The 22,801-nt window shown below is 43.8% G+C and carries 19 protein-coding genes and 1 pseudogene; 17 read left to right on the plus strand and 3 right to left on the minus strand.

Features of this window, described 5'->3' with window-relative positions:
• The first annotated feature begins 133 nt into the window (after positions 1–133).
• From H9659_RS09605 to H9659_RS09650, 10 genes and pseudogenes are all read left to right on the plus strand, one after another.
• On the plus strand, positions 134–1,690 hold the full coding sequence (locus tag H9659_RS09605; protein WP_191689875.1) for an ABC-F family ATP-binding cassette domain-containing protein: 1,557 nt from the start codon (positions 134–136) through the stop codon (positions 1,688–1,690).
• Positions 1,691–2,139: 449 nt separating this feature from the next.
• Positions 2,140–2,922 carry a 3D domain-containing protein gene (locus H9659_RS15675; RefSeq protein ID WP_318240715.1) on the plus strand — a complete coding sequence of 261 codons (783 nt, stop codon included), beginning with the start codon at positions 2,140–2,142 and terminating at the stop codon, positions 2,920–2,922.
• A gap of 113 nt (positions 2,923–3,035) precedes the next feature.
• The gene (locus tag H9659_RS09615; RefSeq protein WP_191689877.1) at positions 3,036–3,890 is read left to right on the plus strand and encodes an STAS domain-containing protein; all 855 of its coding nucleotides are present in this window, start codon (positions 3,036–3,038) and stop codon (positions 3,888–3,890) included.
• A gap of 68 nt (positions 3,891–3,958) precedes the next feature.
• Positions 3,959–4,786 (plus strand): Cof-type HAD-IIB family hydrolase, encoded by an 828-nt coding sequence (locus H9659_RS09620; RefSeq protein WP_191689879.1) that lies wholly within the window; start codon positions 3,959–3,961, stop codon positions 4,784–4,786.
• A gap of 320 nt (positions 4,787–5,106) precedes the next feature.
• Positions 5,107–6,087 carry an ABC transporter substrate-binding protein gene (locus H9659_RS09625; protein WP_191689881.1) on the plus strand — a complete coding sequence of 327 codons (981 nt, stop codon included), beginning with the start codon at positions 5,107–5,109 and terminating at the stop codon, positions 6,085–6,087.
• A gap of 17 nt (positions 6,088–6,104) precedes the next feature.
• On the plus strand, positions 6,105–7,091 hold the full coding sequence (locus H9659_RS09630) for a FecCD family ABC transporter permease (RefSeq protein WP_191689883.1): 987 nt from the start codon (positions 6,105–6,107) through the stop codon (positions 7,089–7,091).
• Position 7,092: 1 nt separating this feature from the next.
• Entirely contained in the window at positions 7,093–7,872 is a 780-nt protein-coding gene (locus tag H9659_RS09635) for an ABC transporter ATP-binding protein (RefSeq protein ID WP_191689885.1), read from the plus strand.
• A 23-nt stretch (positions 7,873–7,895) separates the two neighbouring features.
• Positions 7,896–8,405: a heme iron utilization protein gene (locus H9659_RS09640; protein WP_191689887.1), complete on the plus strand. Its 510-nt coding sequence runs from the start codon at positions 7,896–7,898 to the stop codon at positions 8,403–8,405.
• Between the two features lie 25 nt (positions 8,406–8,430).
• Complete coding sequence (locus tag H9659_RS09645) at positions 8,431–8,853, plus strand: DinB family protein (RefSeq protein ID WP_191689889.1); 423 nt, start codon at positions 8,431–8,433, stop codon at positions 8,851–8,853.
• Between the two features lie 283 nt (positions 8,854–9,136).
• A pseudogene (locus H9659_RS09650) lies at positions 9,137–9,286 on the plus strand (IS5/IS1182 family transposase); the annotation flags it as partial.
• A gap of 533 nt (positions 9,287–9,819) precedes the next feature.
• Here the strand turns inward: H9659_RS09650 and H9659_RS09655 are convergent.
• Positions 9,820–11,514, minus strand: a complete 1,695-nt coding sequence (locus H9659_RS09655) for a PucR family transcriptional regulator (RefSeq protein WP_191689891.1) — start codon at positions 11,512–11,514, stop codon at positions 9,820–9,822.
• Between the two features lie 305 nt (positions 11,515–11,819).
• Between H9659_RS09655 and H9659_RS09660 the strand changes: the two genes are divergently transcribed.
• The 6 genes from H9659_RS09660 to H9659_RS09685 all read left to right on the plus strand — a co-directional run bounded on the left by H9659_RS09660 (position 11,820) and on the right by H9659_RS09685 (position 18,959).
• A complete protein-coding gene (locus H9659_RS09660) occupies positions 11,820–12,701 on the plus strand; it encodes a DUF2877 domain-containing protein (protein ID WP_191689893.1) in 882 nt (293 codons plus the stop codon).
• A complete protein-coding gene (gene fdrA, locus H9659_RS09665; protein ID WP_191689895.1) occupies positions 12,698–14,251 on the plus strand; it encodes an acyl-CoA synthetase FdrA in 1,554 nt (517 codons plus the stop codon). The genes H9659_RS09660 and fdrA overlap by 4 nt, the downstream gene beginning before the upstream one ends.
• Positions 14,248–15,672, plus strand: a complete 1,425-nt coding sequence (locus H9659_RS09670) for a YlbE family protein (RefSeq protein ID WP_191689897.1) — start codon at positions 14,248–14,250, stop codon at positions 15,670–15,672. The genes fdrA and H9659_RS09670 overlap by 4 nt, the downstream gene beginning before the upstream one ends.
• Before the next feature lie 93 nt (positions 15,673–15,765).
• Entirely contained in the window at positions 15,766–16,923 is a 1,158-nt protein-coding gene (locus H9659_RS09675) for an ankyrin repeat domain-containing protein (RefSeq protein ID WP_191689899.1), read from the plus strand.
• 92 nt (positions 16,924–17,015) lie between these two features.
• Entirely contained in the window at positions 17,016–18,467 is a 1,452-nt protein-coding gene (locus H9659_RS09680) for a cytosine permease (RefSeq protein WP_191689901.1), read from the plus strand.
• 33 nt (positions 18,468–18,500) lie between these two features.
• Positions 18,501–18,959: a nucleoside deaminase gene (locus H9659_RS09685; protein WP_191689903.1), complete on the plus strand. Its 459-nt coding sequence runs from the start codon at positions 18,501–18,503 to the stop codon at positions 18,957–18,959.
• Positions 18,960–19,025: 66 nt separating this feature from the next.
• Here the strand turns inward: H9659_RS09685 and H9659_RS09690 are convergent, their stop codons facing one another.
• Both H9659_RS09690 and H9659_RS09700 read right to left on the minus strand, forming a co-directional pair.
• On the minus strand, positions 19,026–19,898 hold the full coding sequence (locus H9659_RS09690) for an alpha/beta hydrolase (protein WP_191689905.1): 873 nt from the start codon (positions 19,896–19,898) through the stop codon (positions 19,026–19,028).
• 558 nt (positions 19,899–20,456) lie between these two features.
• The gene (locus tag H9659_RS09700; protein ID WP_191689907.1) at positions 20,457–20,654 is read right to left on the minus strand and encodes a hypothetical protein; all 198 of its coding nucleotides are present in this window, start codon (positions 20,652–20,654) and stop codon (positions 20,457–20,459) included.
• A 227-nt stretch (positions 20,655–20,881) separates the two neighbouring features.
• Here H9659_RS09700 and H9659_RS09705 point away from each other — a divergent pair, with 227 nt between their 5' ends.
• Positions 20,882–22,579, plus strand: coding sequence for an AAA family ATPase (locus H9659_RS09705; RefSeq protein WP_191690023.1), 1,698 nt, complete (start codon positions 20,882–20,884; stop codon positions 22,577–22,579).
• Positions 22,580–22,801: the final 222 nt, after the last annotated feature.

Below are 22,801 nucleotides of genomic sequence, written 5' to 3' on the forward strand. Positions count from 1 at the left end.
GAAGCACATCATTCAATTTGTGTTGCTTAAGAAGGTGGCGGTGGCTTGCTGTTTTTAGTATGATAGCGAGTAGATGTGAAGTAGTGAAATATCCACTTCACTTGAATCTGGGAAGAAAGAATAGGTGTACATCATGAGTTTATTAACTGTAACGAATTTGAGTCATGGTTTTGGTGATCGTGCGATTTTTGAAGACGTATCGTTCCGACTGTTGGCGGGCGAGCATATTGGGCTTATCGGTGCAAACGGAGAAGGTAAGTCGACATTCATGAATATTATTACGCGCAAACTTGAACCCGATGCGGGAACGGTTTCTTGGGCGAAACGTGTCCGTGTCGGTTATTTGGATCAGCATGCTGCGCTTAAGCAAGGAATGACGATCCGCGATGTGTTACGGACCGCATTTCAGTATTTATACGATATGGAAAGTGAAATGAATGAGTTGTTTGCGAAGATGGCGGATGTAGATCCAGACGAATTGGAAGCCATTTTGGAAGAGACGGGCCAAATCCAAGACGACCTTGAGCAACAGGACTTTTACATTTTGGACGCTAAAGTGGAAGAAGTCGCAAACGGTCTTGGGCTGGATGAGTTCGGGCTGGACCGCGATGTGAACGATTTAAGCGGTGGTCAGCGTACGAAAGTGCTGCTTGGTAAATTGCTGTTGGAGAAGCCGGATATTCTGCTATTGGATGAGCCGACGAACTATTTGGATGTGGAGCATATTGAGTGGTTGCGGACGTATTTGCAAAACTATCCAAGCGCATTCATCCTCATTTCACATGATATTCCATTTTTGAATAGTGTCGTAAACTTGATTTATCATATGGAAAACCAAGAGATCACACGTTATGCCGGGGATTATGATGAATTCCTACGTGTGCATGAAATGAAAAAACAGCAAGTGGAGGCTGCGTTTAAAAAGCAACAAAAAGAGATTGCAGGGTTGAAAGATTTCGTGGCCCGCAATAAAGCGAACGCTGCGACAAGCGGAATGGCGAAATCACGCCAGAAAAAACTCGATCGGATGGAAGTGATTGAGCTTGATTCTGAAAAACCGAAACCACGATTTGACTTCAAGGTGGCGCGAACACCAAGTAAATATCTGTTTGAAACGAATCAGCTCGTGATTGGATACGATGAACCGCTATCCAGTCCTCTCGATCTGCAGATGGAACGAGGCCAGAAAATCGCGCTGTCTGGTGCGAACGGTATCGGTAAAACGACATTGTTGAAAAGTTTACTTGGAGAAATCCCAGCATTGTCTGGTACGGTTGAACGTGGCGAACATTTGGCAATCGGTTATTTTGAACAAGAGATGAAGTCAGATAGTGATAAAACATGCTTGGAAGAAATATGGAGTGAATTTCCTCACTTTACACAATATGAAGTGCGCGCAGCCCTTGCTCGTGTAGGTCTGACTACGAAGCATATTGAAAGTAAAGTGAAAGTATTGAGCGGTGGGGAACGTGCGAAAGTCCGTTTGTGTAAGCTTGTCAATCAGGAAACGAATTTACTTGTGCTGGATGAGCCGACGAATCACTTGGATGTCGACGCGAAAGCTGAACTGAAGCGCGCGCTGACAGAGTTCAAAGGAAGCGTTCTGCTCATTTCCCATGAGCCGGATTTTTATGAAGGTGTCGTAAACAAAATGTGGAACGGAGAAACATGGACGACAAAGATGTTTTAATAGGAAAAACTGTGAGTGTACCAACGGATGTTGGTATGCTCACAGTTTTTTTATGGACGTGTGAGTAGAGGGGTGACTTTCTTCCAGAAACTCCTTGAATCCTATGGAATTGTTTCCCGTGGCCGATACTTCCTCGGATTTGGCCGATTCAACGCTCCATCTGGCCGATTCTAGACTTCATACGGCTGATTCCATTTAGCGTGTGGCGATTCAGGATTCCATATGGCTGATTCCGTAACCGGAAACTAATGAAATGATAGTAAACAATCACTAAATATGTAGCAGGTTCCCAAACAAAGGGAATCTGCTACATGTTTGTCCGCAAAATGAGAAACTCTTCATTTATCAAATGAATGATTAAAAAGTATAGGTGTGGAAATACTTAGAAGCAGCGTCGGACAAATTAGGATAGACGACGCGCATTTTTAATCATTGAAGGAGGAACTCATTTGAGAAAGATTGTACAAGCAACTGTTTTCCTGTTGGCATTCATATCGCTGACAGCTCCCGTTACTGCTGAGTCGGAGGGATCTGTTTCAACAGACAAATCTGAAGTGGCCGAGGGTCGAGAAGTGTATCCATTTACACCAGCAGTTGGATCGGAACTTATTGCTGATAACCCTCTATTGGAAGAGAAGCCCTCACTTACGTACACCGTACAACCTGGAGACAATTTATACCGAATTGCGATAGCGCACGCTGTACCTTTGCAATCATTAATTGAGTGGAACGGGCTCGCAAGCGAACTCATACACCCGGGAGATGTGCTGAATGTCTCCGTAGAGGCGGCGGGTTCAACGACGAACATGAAGAAGATGAAACAGGCTGTCGCGGCTGCACCGGTAACGAAACAGAAATCGAATGCTGCACCTGCAGCTAAGCAAGTGGTGTCAACCAAAACTGCATCTGTTCCTAAGACGGTTCCGGCTTCAGCGGAAACAGGAAGAGAACTTACCATGACTGCAACTGCATATACCGCATATTGCAACGGATGTTCCGGAACGACCAAAATCGGCATAAACTTGCGTGCAAATCCGAACCAAAAAGTCATTGCGGTAGATCCATCCATCATTCCTCTTGGCTCCCGAGTATGGGTGGAAGGGTATGGTGAAGCAGTTGCTGGTGATACAGGCGGAGCGATTAAAGGACATAAAATTGATGTGTTCATACCAGGGCTGGATTCTGCCATGGCTTGGGGCGTTAAAAAAGTTCGAGTCAAAATTTTACATTAACCACTTAACCGGAGAGGAGACTCTCCGGTTTTTTCTGCAAAGAATGCGGTTCTGATGTAAACTATATAGTGGTGAAGCATGTACATATCAGAACGGGATGGGAGTATGAAAAAATGATGGATTGGAATAAGGAATTGAATCTTTATTTAATGGACAATATTACAACGATAACAGATGAATGGCTTGACCTCCGGGACTCAGGTAAGAAATCCATATACTCCAGTGATGCAGGAACTGCCACTGAGGAAACATTAAGAGAGCAAAATAATTTGACGAATCGAACGATTGCCAGCAGTTTGTTAGGTCCAAGTGGAAACTTTGAAGAACAAAAAGAGGAATGGGCGGAACTGATTGCGAAGAGCCGTCTTGCATCCAATACATCGATAGCTGAAGTGGTCGATGCCCTCAGTCGTGTACGAAAGGTATTTTGGCGACAAGTGGAACGATTTGTCGGACAGCAAACTGAAACAGTTCCTGTTACGGTTGTCTTGCAGTGGGGTGAGACAATCCATGTAGCTTTCGACGAATTACTGACAGCATTCTCTGCTATGTACTTCAAATTAATGACAACGCGTTTAAATGCCCAACAAAGTCTAATTGTTGAGCTGAGTTCCCCCATTATAAAAATAAATGAGACGATCGGGATTTTACCACTAGTTGGAGATATAGATACCGAACGAGCAAAAGCGATTTTAGAAGTTGTTCCTGCTAGATGTATGGAAGCGGGAATCATAAAATTATTTATCGACTTATCAGGTGTTTCAATTATCGATACAATGGTTGCCAACCAACTATTCGAAGTCATCCAAGTGCTTAACTTGCTTGGTGTTAAGTCGACCATCACTGGAATTCGTCCTGAAATTGCCCAGACTTCCATCCAATTAGGATTGGATTTCTCAACGATTGACACGCATAGTTCGTTGCAACAAGCGTTGAAAGACAAGTATATTGTGGAGAAAGTGGACTGAAGCATGTGCAAAATGAGCTTGGATGAACCTTGATCTTTTTCAGTTCATAATAGCTAGGAGGAATCGAAATGACCAATAAAAAAATCGTGTTTTTTGACTTGGATGGGACGTTGATGAGTCACGATAAAACCATCTTACCGTCAACAAAAGAGGCATTGCACGCACTTCGGAAAAAAGGAATTATTACTGTTATCTGTACAGGACGGGCACCTAGAATGTTCCAGGAACTGATTACAGAACTAGAATTCGATTCGTACATTTCGATGAATGGACAGCATGTAGTCTATGAGGGGAAAGAATTGTTCTCTAATCCGATGGATAAGGAAATCCTTACTGAATTGAGTAAGCATGCGAAAGAGAGAGGACATGGGATCACGTACTCCAATTCCGAAGTATTTGCTGTAAACGAGGCAGAGCATCCCCTTGTTGCGGGAAGTTTAGGACGTTTGAAACTGGATTACCCGAGTGTGGATGAAGCCATCTACTCACATTCCCCTGTTCACCAGATCCAGCTATATGGAAATGTGGAGGACATACAGCCCTATATGGACCGCTATCAAAATGATTATGAATTTATCCGTTGGGATGAAAACGCGGTGGACATGCTTCCTAAAGGGGCATCTAAAGCGGTCGGTATCCTGAAAGTGATGGAGCATCTTAACATCACCGTTGAAAACAGTTATGCTTTCGGAGATGGGCCGAACGATTTTGAGATGATTGAATGTGTTGGAACAGGAATCGCGATGGGGAATGCCATACCGGAACTGAAGGAAAAAGCGGACCTTGTGACAGATACGTGTTCCAATGACGGCATTATGAAAGGGTTACTAGCCTGTGGGCTGTTAGAAGAAGTTGATGTTCCTTTGTATCTTAAATCACTCATGTATCCTTCATAAGCTTTCGTTGTAAATGTATTCTAATAGAAAATGCACCTGCTATGCTTCGGCTCCAATAGCAGGTTTTTTTGCGTCCAATTCATCCTGTTTTCGATAAATACGAAGAACTGTTACCGTTCAATTCAAGGGCGTTCGAGAAGCAGTATGCGTTTTCACTCATTATTTGTATAACAGATCCGTGAGCCATAAAAGCTGGAAGGATACAAAAATAGTTTGACAGGTTACATTGAGAATGGTTATCATTGATATTGAAATTCATTCTCAATTAGAATCTGAGGATGCCAAGGAAACACAACAATACATATGTAGGGGGAACTGAATTGAGAAAGATTTTAATTGGATTATCCATTGGTTTGCTTGCAGTGTTAACTGCGTGTGGACCAACAGAGAAAGAGGAAGTTGAAAAAGAAACACCTGTAACGGGCGAAAATGAGCAAGTAGAGAAGACGGATGCGAATACAGCTGACGGTGTGGATGAAAAGGAACTGAAAGATACACTTGCCGAATTCCCGGAAGGTTCACCTGAACGGATTATCACCACATCTGTGCCTTTAGCAGAGATGCTTGATTTGCTGGATGTCACACCAGTGGGAGTGCCAACTTCGACAAACCCGCTACCGGCGAACTTTGAAAAGATCGATCAAATCGGATCTCCAATGCAGCCGGATCTTGAAGTGGTTACGAGTTTGACGCCGGATTTAATCTTAGGGGCGGAATCATTACGTAGCACGCTGGATAAAAGCCTAGAAGGCATGGATCTACCAACGGCTTATCTGCCAACTGATTCGTTCGATGATCTGAAACTCAGTTTCAAAGCACTCGGAACATACTTCGATAAGACGGAGGAAATGGACAAAGTACTTAACCAATTAGCTTCTAAAGAGAATGAATTAACAGAGCAAGGAAAAGGGAAAGAACTGCCTAGTGCATTGCTCGTTATCGGTACTGCAGATTCGTTCATGGTCATGAATGATGAATCTTATGTTGGGAGCTTGGTAAAAAAACTGGGTGCAGACAATATCGCGACGTCGGTCTTGAAAGTGAAAGATCGTTATTCACCGATTAATATGGAAGACGTTGTCGTTGCAGACCCAGACATTATCCTCGTACTAGCTTCAGGAGATCATGGTGCTTCAGAAGACGCTTTCAAAAAAGAAGTAGAAAGCAATGATACATGGACAAAACTGTCTGCTTATCAAAACGACAAAATCGAAGTATTGGACTACGGAGTATTTGGTGTCACGTCTATTAAAAATGCAGAAAAGGCGCTTACCGATATCTCAACTTATTTTTATGAATGAAGAGAGGTGAGCGTCGCATGACTAAATCTCGAAGCGGAATCATTGTTGTCATTACGTTTCTTCTAGCAATTGCGGCAGCGGTGATCGCGATCGGATTAGGAAGTGTTCGAATCTCAGTACCTGATATTTTAGAGACACTCCTTCACTCAACGGCGGGCAATGTAAATGACACGATTATTTTCAATATTCGATTGCCACGTGTGATTTTGGCATTGATTATCGGGGCGAATATCGCGATTTCCGGGGCAATCTTGCAAGCTGTCATGGGAAATCCACTCGCAGATCCAGGTCTAACGGGAGTAACGAGTGGTGCGGCTGTTTTTGTCCTAGTCATTATGCTTGCGAAGCCTGAGTACACCCACTTCATGCCGCTCGCTGCACTTATTGGTGGGTTGCTGGCAGCGACGATTGTCTATGCGCTAGCATGGCGAAGAAACGGGATATCTCCTATTTCAATTATCTTGGCGGGAGTTGCGGTCAATGCACTGTGTGGAGGGGTGGTTGGTTATTTATCGATTATTTACAGTGACCGCCTTCCTTCTGCCGTCCAATGGATGAATGGAAGTTTAGCAGCAAAGGGGAATTCAGTCGTTACCATGATACTTCCCTATGCAATCGTTGGTTGGATTTTATCCTTCTTTGCGATCAGAAAAGCAAATGTGATTCGAATGGGAGACCAAGTTGCCGCCAACCTAGGCGAAAGCGTCAATCGTATCCGAATTCTGCTTTCAATATTGGCTGTGTTTTTAGCAGCCATTTCTGTTGCGGCAATTGGAATGATTGGATTTGTCGGGCTCATCGTACCTCATATGGCTAGATTTTTAGTTGGCTCCAACTACAAGTATATGATGCCGATGAGTATGGCACTTGGTGCATTGGTATTGTTAGTTGCAGATACTGGTGGAAGAACATTATTTTCACCGCTTGAAATTCCTGCGGGGATCCTTATGGCGGTAATTGGAGGACCTTATTTCCTGTATTTGATGAGAAGGAGTGTGTTCTAAGATGTTGACGGTAAACTCAATTTCCATTCAATATGAACAGAAAAAGGTTATCAACGATTTCTCCTTTAATGTGGATGAAGGAGAAGTGGTATCGATTATCGGGCCGAATGGGTCAGGGAAGTCGACATTACTCAAATCGATTTCCCGTCAGCTGCCGTACGAATCTGGTTCAGTGGAACTGGACGGAATGAACATCAAGGCGATGAATCCGAAACAGATTGCCCGAAAGCTGTGCATGCTTAGTCAAAAAAATCAGGCACCAAGTGATATGACGGTATACGATCTTGTATCGTACGGGAGATATCCTCATAAGCGTTGGTTTGAAAAACTGACCAACGATGACCGGGACATTATCGAGTGGGCCATTAAAAAAACACATTTAACGGATTATCTAGAACGAACTGTCGTGTCCCTTTCAGGGGGTGAGTCCCAGCGTGCGTGGATTGCGATGGCACTCGCACAACGACCGCAAATCCTTCTTTTGGATGAACCCACGACATATCTGGACATCTCACATCAGCACGAAGTCCTTGAACTTGTTCGAGAACTGAATGAAGAGATGGGTATGACAGTCGTCATGGTGCTGCATGATCTAAACCAGGCATCGCATTATAGCGATCGAGTTATCGTCGTACATAGTGGTAAGAAGGCGATGTGTGGTACGCCCGATGAGGTCATGACAACGGAGATGATCCGGGAAGTGTATAGAATGGATTCTGAAGTGATATATAGCCATGCAGAACGAAAACCACGTATTCATTTATTACGGACAGCACGATAATTACTTTATTGGAGGGATGCCACATGGCGAAAGCAATCGATCTTGAAAAATACAAAAATTCTTATTTGGAATTTATGGAGACGCGTAAAAGTCTTGTCCTATCTATGTTAGATGGAGAAGGAAAACCGTTTACAAGTTGTGCTCCATTTGTGAAGAAGCATGGCAACCTGTACATTTACATAAGCCAAGTTGCAGAACATTATTACCATATGGAGAATAGTGAGTGGATCGATGCAATGCTGATTGCGGATGAATCTACAACGAAAAATCCATTTGCAACAGAGCGTATACGATTACGCTGCACACCAAAAAATATTGGAAACGATGGACACGATGACATTTTCGACTTGTTCAATGAACAGTTCGATTCGAAATTGCTGGATGTGCTCCGTGGGCTCGACTTTTCACTATTCGAACTGACACCATCAATGGGGCGTTATGTTGTTGGATTTGGAATGGCATTCGATGTGAACATCTCTGGAGATGTATTCACACACGTTGTTGTGGACAAAAAGAACAAAGCCAACGTCTAATTCTAACCTAGAGGAGAATGTCCAAATGTCTTATTCGACTGTACTCCCACTATGGGAGGCACTGCGACAACGATTTACGCATACAACTTCAGCGTTGCCGGAATCGGATCTTAATTTGACGCTAGGAAAGTCTTCGATCCGCGCGCTTCTCTATCATACGGCTGAAGTTGAATATATGTTTGCAGAGTGGTTCTTCGGAAAAACGAAACCTGAATATCCTGCTCAAACGTCATCCGATTCGATACAGCAACTTGTGGAGTTACTGGCAGCTTCTAATGCTCATTTCGTAGCTGCAATGAAAGAACTACCTGAAGAAGATTGGAGGGCTCCTATAGAATCGCCTATGGGAGTCTCTTCACCGCTAGAAGCAGTAGGACGTCTGATGTACCATACCGGCATGCACGCTGGACAGATTTCATTGATCCAGCAAAATGGCTCATGTGAATAGGATAGAAATACAATATAAAACACACCTTCTTTACGGAAGGTGTGTGAGACTGTAGACAAACTCCAGAAATCACGGGGATTGCCTACAGTCTTTTTCTTTTACAATAGTATTAACTAGGAAAAGTTGATTTCCGCTACGAGCGGACGCTTTCCGAGGGGCTTGCCCTCAGCCGCTTCCCTCGCTTTGCTCAGTCCAGGGTCTTCGAGCTTCGCTGATCCCTACGGAGTCGCCGCTCTCCGCTACAATCAACAGAATCTCCCAACAATCAAATGAGGTGATGGAAATGATGACGAAGAATCAAGTTAATGAACGGGAACAGATGGAAATGCTTACAATCGAACAGTTAGTTCCACAAGACCATTTGGTTCGTAAATTAGATGCAGCAATTGATTTTTCTTTCATTTATCCATTGGTTGAAAGACTGTATTCGGTATAGGGAAGATCTAGCATAAATATTGTTGTACTCAATAAAATGATAAACATTCAATACATTAAGTGCGTTCTGGGTTGTCCATCGCCAACTATGCTTCCTCTTTGCACCAGCAAAGACGCGTCCAACGGTCTCTTTACATTTCCATAGACTTTCTCTGATTTCATATCAGTTTCTCAAGTCTTCGGTTACATCTAGTTAGACTTGCTAGGTGGACAAGGAGTCCACCAACTGCATTCTTTGCTTGAAAGATATGAATGTCTCCTAAGAAATTCAGTTGATTGAAGTGCAGGACGGCGACTCCTGGGGATCAGCGCAGCGCGAAGACCCCGCAGAAGCGAAGCGACGAGGAGGCTGAGGGCAAGCCCCCGGAAAGCGCCCGTCCGGAACGGAGATCAACGGCCAGTTATCCTTCATTTTCAGAGTCAACTATGCAAAAAGACAAAAGGGCTGGAAATCAAATTGATTCCCAGCCCTTTTGTCTACAGTCTGACACCTCTTTTCCGGAAGGTGTGTTTTGTTGGTGAAACTTATTATCATAGACGTTTATCAAGAATACGAAAAATTTTCAATGCGATTTGAATTCGGAGTACGTCTTCGGAATGCTTAATATCGAGACCTAGGATTTCTTGGATACGCTCGATTCGGTAGATGAGTGTATTACGATGAATGAACATCGCTTTCGACGTTTCTGTGACGTTGGCGTTATTAGCGAAATAGTATTCGAATGTTTCAATATACGCTGTGCCGTTTTCCTGATCGTGCGCCAGCAACGGACCTAAACATTTTTCGAAAAAATCTTCAAGCGCTTGTTCTTTAATGTTCGAGTCCAGTAAATGGTAGACCGCATAGTCTTCGAAATGGGCGACGTCGCTTTTTTCATTCAGCTGTTGTGTGAGCCGTATCATTTCATTCGCTTCGGAAAAGCTCTTATGTAAAGAGGAGATTCCTTTAACTTGTCGTCCGATCCCAATCATGCACCGTTCTTTTATTTTCTCGGATAGTGAGTGGTGAAGCCCGTGCGCAAAGGCTTTAATCGTTGCAATAGAGTCTGCAGGGCTATCCTCTTTTTGACCGATCAGTACAATAATCCGGTTGCTTCTGAAAAAACACGTGATTTCCCCTTTCGCTTTATAGGATTGGCTATTTACGACATCCACACATTTTTTAGCGATTTTCTCCATTTTATATTTCCAAATAATCATATCCTCATATTGTTCCACTTCACTTGGTTTGATATTGATCACCATACAGTAGTATCGATATTGTGCATTCATACCATGTAAGTCACAAAGTGTTTGAAGTGTAGTCTCTGATTTGATTTTTCCAGCAAGTAAATCATCGAAAAAATCTTGTCTGATTTCCAATTTCACTTCCTCGATTTCTTTTGCTTTGATGCGCTCGAGTGCCATGATGGTGGAAGCTTGTTCCAAAACAATATAATCGAATTCAAGTAGATCACGCATCGTTTGCCAGACAATAATATAGCCATATACATTATTGGAAACAGCAATAGGCAAAATTCTGCAGACAATCGATGTTTCGTCTGTTGTAAAACTCCGCTTAATGGAGCGTTTCATCGTGCTAAAGTTTTTTGGGATTTGTCGAATGAACGACTCGTCAAATAGCGGAGCACTCTTCGATAAAAATAAGTAGTCTGCCATGGGGACTGGGTTGCCACCGGCTTCGGCGCTCGTCAAATATCTCCAATCCTGATCTACAATGAGTATTGGGTTTTCTATGGCTTCGGCAAGTGTAGAGGCGATTAAAGATAGACCGCCACCTTCTAATGAGGTTTTGAAAAAAAGATTATGGATATCCAGTGTCTTCCGATTCAACAAGTCATAGCGACCAGATGCTTTTTCGTTAATAATTGAAATGACATTGGACAGCGTATAGCTATACGGCAACTCCAGAAGAGGCAGTCCGAATTCATTCGCCTTTTCAATCATATTATCAGGCAGTTTGTCGAAGTAACGTTTTGTTTTCACAATGAGTCCTGAGCAATTGATTTCTGAGAGTTCCTGAATAATCCGGTTTTGAAGTTCAACGTTGTCTTTGAAAATATAACCGGTAGACAGCAATAGCTCATTGGGCGAGAGCCAGTCGAAGCCGTCTGGATTCTCCATGATATTCACGAGTGAAATTTGATTATCAAGGCCCGCATGACCTGCCACTACTTGCAGACCGTCAATTGCCTTGATTGTAAGTAAGTCTTTGACTTTCAACATATGTTATTCACTCCTGCCCGCTCATGCTGATTGTGCAATATGCACAATCAGCATGAGCGTTTTTTGGTTTCAGTAAACGATGACCGATTGTCAGCTTAGGAATATAGTGAGTATTGTAAGATTCAGTATAGGTTAAAGAGTTTTAAAAAGATATTCTTTTGTAGGTTTACCTAAACGGGGCTTCGAGAACGTGTTAGCGTCCGAAAAACCAAAAGGAGGCGGGGCATTGATAAAACTTAGTACTGTTTGTAGTGCTTCAATCAGTGAAACGTCATGAACCAATCCTCAGGAATGGAGTGACCGTCATGATCTTTGCGCTAACCGGAGATCGTCATTTCCTTCAGCACTTGAAGGAAGGGAGAATGACAGGATACGTCCACAGTATATTTAAAAGAACGATTAATATGGTGTGTTTGAATGATGGTCACTTATATACGTTCGCTAGTGAGGTAATTGACAACGCTCCGAATACATTGGTTCTGAATTGCACAACTATGGAGAACTTATCGGTTGCGGTCAATGATCGAATTCACTCGGACGGGCGAGTCGTTTGGATTGGAACTGCTCAAGGGATCTCATTCTCTGAAGCACAGCCTTGGGACACTGGACTGCCAGACTATCCACAAAACACGAATGGCATCAGCAAGAACTTGACGTATGTAAAGCAGAGAATTCGTGAAGTCGGTACAGCGGGGGGCATAAAACCCGGAGTGAACCAAACAACACCATTTGAACAAGAAGTACGTATGATGCTGTCAAAAAATACAGCATCTCTTGTTGATCATCTCGCAGCAGGTGACGTAGCAGGAGCATTGAGAGATGCACAATCCCTTCTTGGATTAGGCCCAGGGCTGACTCCATCAGGAGATGATTATTTAACAGGGATGATTGCGGTCTTCATGGTTCACAATCATCCGATACCCGAGCTGCAGCAATTCGGGAAGGAAGTCGCAGTGATTGCAAAAAAAGCAACCAACATCATCAGTTTTAGCGCGATTGAACAGGCATCCAATGGGAAGGTAAGAGAATCCATTGCCCAACTGATCTCGTATTTGCTGACAGGTGAAGAAGAATTCTTGTTTGCAGTGGACGATGTACTGCAGATCGGCTCCTCATCAGGAACAGACATTGCTTTAGGTATTGTTGCAGGAATTGAACTTACTATGAAAATCGGAGGTAACTTATGACTATTCAAGTACTTGTAAAATCCAATACGTATATCGATTCGGTATCTCTTATGTCCTTATCTACTAAGGCAAACGAAATTGCGGGAATCGAGCAAGCGATCATAGCAATGGGAACTGAAATGAATAAAGAAGTGATTGAAAATGTAGGTCTTATGACGTCAGAAGTGAAAGACGCTAAAACAAGTGATCTGATGATCATTGTGAAAGCAGCAGACGATGAAGCTTGTGAGAACGCTTTTAAAGAAATTGAAGAGCTGATGAATAAGAAAAAAGACGCAAGTGTAGGGAACAGTGAAATCACCTATTCCAGTATCTCTGCTGCAGCTGAGAATATCCCGGAAGCGAATTTAGCGGTCATCGCTGTAAACGGTGCATATGCTCCGCGTGAAGCTAGAAAAGCATTGGAGCAAAATCTCCATGTCATGATGTTCAGCGACAATGTCAGCGTTGAAGATGAAATTGCACTTAAACAATTGGCTCACGAAAAAGGGCTGCTCATGATGGGACCTGACTGCGGAACAGCAATCATTGGAAATGTCGCTTTGTGTTTTGCAAATACGGTTCGTAAAGGGAACATCGGGATTGTCGGGGCTTCTGGTACAGGAAGTCAGGAAATCAGTGTCCGTATTCATGAGTTCGGTGGCGGTATCACCCAGCTGATTGGTACGGGTGGACGTGATTTAAGCGAAGCGGTTGGCGGAATTATGATGATCGATGGCATTCGGGCGCTTGAGGAAGATGACTCTACTGAAGTGATTGTCGTTGTGTCAAAACCACCTGCTCCAAGTGTTGAAGAAAAAGTCCTTGCACAAATTAAGCAATGTAAGAAACCAGTAGTGGTTTGGTTTATTGGCGGGGATGAGGAGAAAGTGAAAGAGGCAGGTGGCCACTTCGCTAAAATGTCGAAGGAAGCTGCATTGAAAGCGGTCGTTCTTGCGGGTGCCAATGAGGATGAGTTGAACAAACGTGCGTTGAATCTTCCATTGATAGAGGAAGTCCGTGGGAAGTTAAAGCCAGAACAAAAGTACATCCGCGGATTGTTCAGTGGCGGAACGTTATGTGACGAAGCGATGCATATCGCAATGGAAAAGTTTGACGATGTCTACAGCAACATACAAAGAGATCCTGAATACCGTTTGAAAGATGTCTCGGTTAGCGAAGCACATACGTTCATCGACTTCGGAGACGATCAGTTCACTCAAGGGAAGCCACATCCGATGATTGATCCATCTACACGTATAGAACGGTTCAAACAAGAGGCGAAGGATCCTTCAGTCGGAGTCATCGTGATGGATTTCGTCCTTGGATTTGGGTCACACGAAGATCCGGTTGGGGTCATGCTTCCAAGTATCATCGATGCAAAACAAGCAGCTGAAGCAGAAGGACGTCATTTAGAAATCATCGGTTACATTCTTGGAACAGAATTGGATAGTCAGAACTTGGAAGGTCAAATTAGCAAGCTGGTGGCTTCTGGTGCCACACATGCAAGCAGCAGTCAGAACGCTGGTTTGTTAGCAAGAGAATTCGTCGTGAAAGGAGAACAATTATGAGCAGAATTCAAGAATTGTTTAACGAGCAATTAAATGTCATCAACGTAGGGATCGAGTCGTTTAGTGAGGATCTCAAGCAGCAAAATACACCTGTCAGCCACTTACAATGGGCACCTCCTGGAGGCGGGAACCAAGAGCTGATTGCGGCCCTTGATAAGTTGGAGGAAGCTGGGATTGCTGAGAAAATTGAAGCAGCGAATGCTGAAGCGGTTCAACGAATTATTCAATCACAACCGATTCTCATCGGATTTGACCAAGCCATCAATGTCGTACCAGGTATGACGAAGACAACCATTCTTCATGCAGGACCGCCAATCACTTGGGATAAGATGAATGGACCGATGAAAGGCGCAGTAACAGGTGCCCTCGTGTTTGAAGGATTAGCGAGTGATTTAGTAGAAGCTGCGGAACTTGCAGCATCTGGTGAGATTACGTTCTCCCCTTGCCATGAACACAATTGTGTCGGCTCAATGGCTGGAGTCACATCTGCATCGATGTACATGCACATTGTCGAGAACAAAACATATGGAAATATCGCGTATACCAATTTGAGTGAGCAAATGTCCAAAATCCTTCGGATGGGTGCTAACGATGAAAGTGTAATTGAGCGCTTAGTTTGGATGAGAGACCTGTTCGGTCCGATGTTGCGCGATGCGATGAAACTTCATCCTGAAGGGATCGACTTACGCTTGATGCTTGCTCAGGCATTGCATATGGGAGATGAGTGTCATAACCGGAATGTTGCAGGCACTACGCTTCTCATTCAAGCATTGACACCCTATATCATTCAAACGGATTACACAGTCCAACAGCAAAAAGAAGTATTCGACTTCGTGCTGAGCAGTGATTACTTCTCGGGACCTACGTGGATGGCGATGGCGAAATGTGCACTCGACGCAGCGCATGGCATTGAGCACAGTACAATCGTTACAACGATGGCGCGTAATGGCGTTGAGTTCGGAATTCGGGTAAGCGGTGCAGAAGGAAACACTTGGTTCACTGGCCCTGCCCAAAAAGTGGTTGGCCCGATGTTTGCAGGATACAAGCCGGAAGACGCTGGTTTGGACATCGGAGACAGTGCGATTACTGAAACGTACGGAGTGGGTGGTTTTGCAATGGCTACAGCTCCAGCAATCGTTGCCCTAGTTGGCGGTACGGTAGACGACGCGATCGGTTACTCGACAAAAATGAAAGAAATTACTACAGCTGAAAACCCGAACGTCACAATACCTATGCTCGACTTCATGGGAATCCCATCTGGAATCGACGTTCGTAAAGTGATTCAATCAGGCGTCCTGCCAATTATCAATACAGCGATCGCCCACAAAGATGCAGGAATCGGAATGATCGGTGCGGGGATTACACATCCACCAATGGAGTCATTCGAAAAAGCGTTGCTCGAATTGGCACAACGCGCATAACATCTTTTACTTCGTTTTACTGCTACATGCTCCATTTCGAATGGAAGACGAACTGGAGCATGTAGCCTCATAAGTACGAAAGGAGAGTCAATAATGGAGAATGATAACCTGCTCAGAAGTTGTGAAAAAGGCGATCTGACATCCTTCGAACGGGCATTGACTTCTGGTGCGGAACTGGAAGCCCGGGATGCACAAGGTCGAACAGCACTCATGATAGCCACTCAGAAAAATCACAAAGAGATGGTAGCGAAATTGATCGCTGCAGGAAGTGATGTGAATGCGCGTGATATTACACAACTTACTCCATTCATATGCGCCGCTGCGAATGGGTTCGATGAACTGATTCCTTTGATGGTTGAAGGGGGAGCGGAGTTAGCGAGTGTCAATCGCTTTGGAGGAACTGCTCTTTTGCCCTCTAGTGAAAAAGGATATTTGAAAACAGTTGAATTGTGTATTAAAGCAGGCGTTCCTGTTAATCACGTAAATGACTTAGGCTGGTCTGCATTGCTGGAAGCCGTGATTTTAGGTGATGGCGGCTATTTATACACCGATGTGATCAAGGCGCTCGTGAGTGCAGGCGCGGATCCTCACATTCAGGATCGCGATGGTGTGTCGTCACTACAACATGCAAAGGCTAAAAAACAATCACGGATTCTTTCCATATTCGAAAATGGACGTTTAGCACAAAGTGACGCCATTCTTCAAGCGAAACTATTTGCAAGCGAGTCCCAACTTTCTCAGGCGTTGACAGTAATAGAAAAGGCGCTGCAAGATAACACCCAGGACACGACAGAATTGCTCTATTATAAAGGGTATTTCCTTCAACTTATGAAGCAATTCCCTGCTGCAATCGATGCGTACAACCAAGCGGTGCAAAGCGACCATCAGGAGTTGCAGTTCCATTTCTATATGGCAAACTGCTATCGTCTGCAGAAACAACAAGATTCAGCATTAGCTGAGTTTGATAAAGCGATTGCGCTTGCACCAAAGGACACGTTTTTCTTGTATCACAAATCGAATTACTTACGGGAATTCGGTCGACACGAAGTAGCGGTGGAAGTGATGGATCAGTTACTTATGCTTGAACCGTCACGCTATGATTTTTCTTTCCACAAAGCAAACAGTCTTCGGTCACTCGGCCGGCATCAGGAAGCGATTGACGCAATTGAAAATGCGATTGCCAATGATCCGTCGAATCCGTTATATACGACACACAAAGAAAAGTCTATTGAATTACTTCAAGGAGAGTAAACTGGACGACGCATTTCCATTTTATTTCGACGAGTACAAGATACCTATTCTATATGGCTCTTCCATATTATAAGAAGCAGGGAGTGTAGGTCATGTCGCAAGCAAAAGAAGTTCAACATTATCAAACATACGAGTCCTATGGCTATTCTGAAGATTTGCTGCCTAAAACTCCGGAACAACGTGACTGGGGAATGACGAACTATGTGACGTTGTGGATGGGGGCTGTTCATAATATCCTATCGTACTTAACCGTTGCAGGATTCTTCGTTCTTGGGTTAACGACAAAACAAGTGTTACTTGCTGTTATGCTATCCGCTGTCATTGTTTCTGTTTTCTATGTATTAAATGGCTATTCTGCATCCCTTTACGGTTTGCCGTTCGCCATGTTGCTTCGTGACTCATTCGGTGTCAAAGGTGCCATTATCCCGTCGCTTGTCAGAGGGCTTATCGCAGGAGTCGTATTCTTCGGGACGACTACCGTTGTAGGTGCTGAATCCCTCAACGTCATATTCGCGCGTTTCATACCTGATTACATGTCAATCGGGAACGGTTTCTCTCTGTTAGGATTATCTGCACCTACAATGATTTCCTACGCAGTTCTCTGGACTGTGACCGTCATCCTGTTCCTAGTGGGGATGAACGTGTTAGGGAAGTTCGGAAACTGGTCATCACCTGTCGTGTACGTATTCATAACAGGTGCCGCAATATGGGGGATCAATATCGCAGGTGGTTTTGGACCGATTTTAGACTACGTTCCTGCAAACCCGAATCCAAGCATTTGGGTGTTCATCGCTTGTGTAAGTGCGCTCGTTTCAAACTGGGTTGGGCCTGTTGTCAACATGTCTGACTTCACGCATCGGGCAAAGCGCCCGCGAGATATGATCATCGGTTTGCCTTTAGGCTTCATCCTATCGTACATTCTTTTTGCGATTACGTGTGTGGCATTGATCGCGGGAACAGAAATTGCTTTTGGTGATGCGATCTTCAACATTGTCTTTGCGATTGATAAAATTGAAAACACATTTTCAGTCGTTGTATTGATATTGGCATTGAATGTGGGAGCAATTGCGTTTTGTGTATACGGGAACCTATTCCCGGCAGGTATGCAAATGGCTTCATTGTTCCCGAAAATCTTCACTGTGAAAACAGCAGGAGTGCTGACTGCGATTATCGGAACACTCATCTTGCCTTGGAAGTTAGTTGAAAGTACAAGTACACTGTTTTACTTCTACAGCTTTATCGGATCCATGTTTGGTCCGATTGCAGGAATTATGCTTTCCAGTTTCTACATTCAACGTAAACGGAAATTGGATTTGGATACGATTTACGTAGCACCTGGTAACAATGGAGAGTACAAAAATGGCTACAATCCTGTTGCTATGACCGTTCTTGCCATCAGTTTCATCATTCCAATGTCTGGTGCGTTTTTAAAGAGTGTTCCATTCTTAGTATCCATAAATCAGTTTGCATTTTTCGCAGGTTTAATCGTCTCATTCATCCTATATACAGTGTTAAGTAAAGTTTGGAAACCTACAGTTAACTAACGGATATCATTTGAAAAATTGGGAGGTCATCTTATGGATTACATGAAGCTCGCAGTAGACGCTACAATTGAAGGGATGGACAAGAAGTACGGAGGCCCATTCGGAGCGACGATAGTTCGCGGAGACGAAGTGATTGCGGCAGTGAGTAATACGATGATGAAAGATACGGATCCTTCTGCACATGCAGAAATGGTCGCAATCCGAGTGGCATGTGAAAAATTGGAGACGATGGATTTGTCCGACTGCGTAATCTACGCAACGTGTGAACCATGTCCGATGTGCATGGGTGCGATCATCTGGGCGGGTGTGAAGGAAGTCCACTATTGCAGCACAAGGGAAGATGCTGCTGAACATGGTTTTTCGGATATGCACTTACGTGAGTATTTAAAAGGTGAAGACGATAGTGTCGTTCAGATGATTAAAGTCGACGACCGTGAAGATTGCGATCATCTTTGGGCACATTTTGAAAAAGTGAACGGTTCAGCGGAATAACTTTAGTTTCTAGTTTCAAAAGCAAAACACCTGTCATCTCGACAGGTGTTTTGCTTTTTGGGATGATTAGCGAGATAGTTGTTCTGACAAAAATTCAATCACCTGTTGGAGGGCATTCTGTACAATCGGTGCTTGGAAGTCTTTTTCAAATACATGATCCCCATTCGGGATTGTAATCAGTTTGGCAGGGACACCTTTTTGTAAAAGTGCTGCTCTCATGAAGACAGACTGCTCATAAGGGACATCGGCGTCTTTGGTGCCGTGTAAAAACAAGGTGGGCGGATAGGAGTCATCAATCTGAGTGATTGGACTGAGAGATCGAAGTGCGGACTCGCTTGTTGCGGTTTGCCGATCCGTCACTTCTTGGATCCAGTTTCCGGTTTGCCGGCAATAGAGGTAGAACAGAAAACGTTCGTGTACACTTCCTGAAGTAGGTATCCTCGAAGTCACTTGCGCACGGGCGATCGCTTCAGGAACACGATCTTTTTGTAAGTAATGTACACTTGGTGTCTTCGCCCAAGGAGAGAAGAGATCACCATATCCGTAAAAAGAAACGATAGCTTTAGGTTTTACTGGAAGAGTTCCGGTGCAAAGGGCTAAAAACCCGCCAGCCGAGCTGCCAATCACAGCAATCTCATCAACATTCACCGAAAACTGTTCACGCCCTTCTAGCGCGAGCCATTGTAAGGCATCTTGAACGTCGTCAAGTATGTCTTTCAGATGAGATTCGGGCGCTAAACGATAGTCAATGGAAAATAGTGCAAAGCCAGCCTCTGTATAAAGTTTCCGAAGATCTTCGCTGAGGTCATTACGGTCGCCCCATATGAAGCCTCCTCCATGGATGTACAATATGACAGGTGCATTAGCGCGATCAGTTGGATAAAAGTCAGCCAATAGTTCATATGCAGATGTTTTTTTATAACAGACAGTTTTTTTCATATGCAGCCACATCCAATCTTTTCGGAAAAGTTAGTAGTACGCGATTATATGTCAGGTAAAAGAACCTTCAATATATTGATTTTATCATAAAAAAACGCACCTTCCACATGGGAGGGTGCGTTTTCGTTATGGCCGCCTTTGCCGTACTACGATTCATAGAAAGTTTTAAACCACCACTCCTCAAAGTGGGTGTTCGCAGAACTGTTCCTGTCTGTCCAACCATAAATGATTGGCGTGTCATTTCCAGCCTATATAAAACTCCCTTTTACAGCTTAAAGGTTAAAACTTTATGGGAATACGAACAATGCAGCTTATGTACTTATCTTACTGCTGCGTGCGCAAAAATGCAATGGTAATGTTTGCGTATGGAAGTGAGCTTATCTTTATTACGATTTTACAATGCTAAAGCATGTAATTAGGTAACAAACGAAATGAATGATGGAAAACGTTGTAGTTAGGCCGGATAATGTGCCTCTTCTCATGGAAGGATTGTTATTGTATGCATGAAACCGGCGACTGTACATTCACAGTCGCTTGTTTTGTGTTCAATAACTGTAGTTAATAAGATCTTTCACTTTCTGATTTGTCCCGCTGGTTCGGAGTCATCGGCTCGTGTTTCGGTTTCAGATTTCCGAGTTCGGACAACTCCAGTGAAATTTCTTCCTTCATTTTTCGAACAGTTTTGTCCGATTTTTCTTCTGCCGCAGAAAGCGTTTGAAAGTTGCTGTTTGCACCTTTACGGTTATCTTTGTTCATACTAAAACCTCCTAAGATGTAGTGGCACTGTTCGTGGTTAGTATGGCTTCGTCCGCATGTTTTATGTATTCTTCTTTATGTTATTTGTCCAATATACTGTTCACGAGATGGACACTAAATAGTAAGATAACTTAGTGTCTTTTTATAATAAAACTCCCTATAATGGAGATATCTTAAATAAGGAGCTGGGGAATTTGAAGTTTGGCAAGTTGTTTACTTCAAAGGCAATGATCGTCCTGTCCCTCCTAGTCATTGGCACGGCATCTTTTTTGTTTTGGTTTACTAGTGATGCCCATCGAGCAACTCCGCTGTCTTATGCCGCATTAGAGCAGAAACTAGCAAACGTAACAGATACTGCAACATTAAAAGAAACATCATCTGGCGCACTCTATTTGAAAACAGGAAACAATATATATGTAACGAATGTACGCCCTGAGAGCGAATTGGCAGAACAGCTCGTGAAAACATACAATGTTTCTTATACGTATTCCGGCGGAAACACATCAGGTTATCTCGTTGCTGGTTTATTGTTAGCTGGGGTTTTTACATTTTTCATCCTCCAGAAAAAAGGGAAAATGGGCGTGGGAGCTGCGTCCATGAAACATAGCGCATCTAAAGAATCTCCACTCCCTGACATTACCCTCAATGATATTGGCGGGCTGTCACAAGAGATGAAAGACGAGATCCACCAAACATTGGATATCATAAAAGATCCGAAACGATCGCAAGCACTTGGTGTAAAAGCTCCGAAAGGGATTTTGCTTGAAGGGCCTCCTGGAACGGGTAAGACATTACTTGCCCAGGCGATTGCTCATGAAATCGGTGCTGCGTTCTATTCGTCAAGTGGTGCTGCATTCACGGAACTCTTTGTCGGTGTGGGTGCATCCCGTATCCGTACGATGTTCCAAAATGCACGCAAGCAAGAAATGGCGGTAATCTTCATTGACGAAGTGGATGCGCTTGCTGGAAAACGGAAAGCGCATGGCGGAGAAGAATCTGAGAAAACGTTGACTGAACTTCTTGTACAACTGGATGGCGGGGCGGATAATGAGGGAGTTTTGTTCATTGCTGCAACGAATCGGAAAGACATGTTGGACGAAGCCTTTTTACGTCCTGGACGCATCGATTATTCTTTCCAAGTTCCTCTTCCTGATACGCAAGGGCGTCGTGAGATAATGGACATCCATACTAAAGGGAAGGCATTGGCCCCTAATGTGGCGTCATCGCTGGACATGCTGGCGGAAAGCACATCAGGCTTTTCAGGTGCACAGATCAGTGCGCTGTTCACAACAGCAAGTAAACGGGCGATTCGAGAAGGACGCTCTGAAATCGATAAGGACGACATGGATTTTGCAATTGACAGAACCATTCTAGGCAATACGTCCAGAAGCATGAATGATCCGTTGACGAAACGTCGAGTTGCGATTCACGAATCGGGTCATGCATTGATAGCTGCGATCACGAAGCCGCATTCTGTTCGAAAAGCGACCATTATCCCTAGAGGACAGGCATTAGGCTATGTAGCTCCTATTCAAAAAGAGCTTCATCTGCAAACGGCAAGTGAACTTCTTGACCAAGTCAGTATGATTCTTGGCGGGGGGATTGCTGAGAGAATCTATTTGGGTGAGCATAGTATTGGTGTGAGCGGGGACGTTCAACAGGCAAAAGATATTATTGAGCGTATGGTCGATACGGGATTACTGCAAGATGGCTTTACGTTAACGTTCAGTAAGACTGAAAAAGACATCAAGATGCAGGAACTTTTCAAAGTCGCTGTTGAGCGTACGGAAGAATTGATCCGCGGGCATGCGACTCAGTTCGAGAACTTAGTGAATGAATTGTATACAAAAGAAACTTTGGACGGTTCTGAAGTACATGCGATTGTATGCGGTGCGAAAAAAGAATTCGTTCCAATTTCCCAATAAAGAAGAGGGCAGCCGACAACATGGCTTGCCCTCTTTTTATTATCTGCGTTTAGGAATCGTTCCGTTCTGTTTTTTGCCATTCACGAATTTCATCACGAACGGTAAAATTATCGGACCGTATTTAATAGCAGTTTTAACGACTTTGGTTAGTTTCATAATTTTTAGCTCCTTAGAAGAAGTTATAGTATTCCATTCCCTCTTCGTATGCAAAGTTAAACCTAT

It is taken from the genome of Sporosarcina gallistercoris, assembly GCF_014836415.1.
GTDB lineage: Bacteria > Bacillota > Bacilli > Bacillales_A > Planococcaceae > Sporosarcina > Sporosarcina gallistercoris.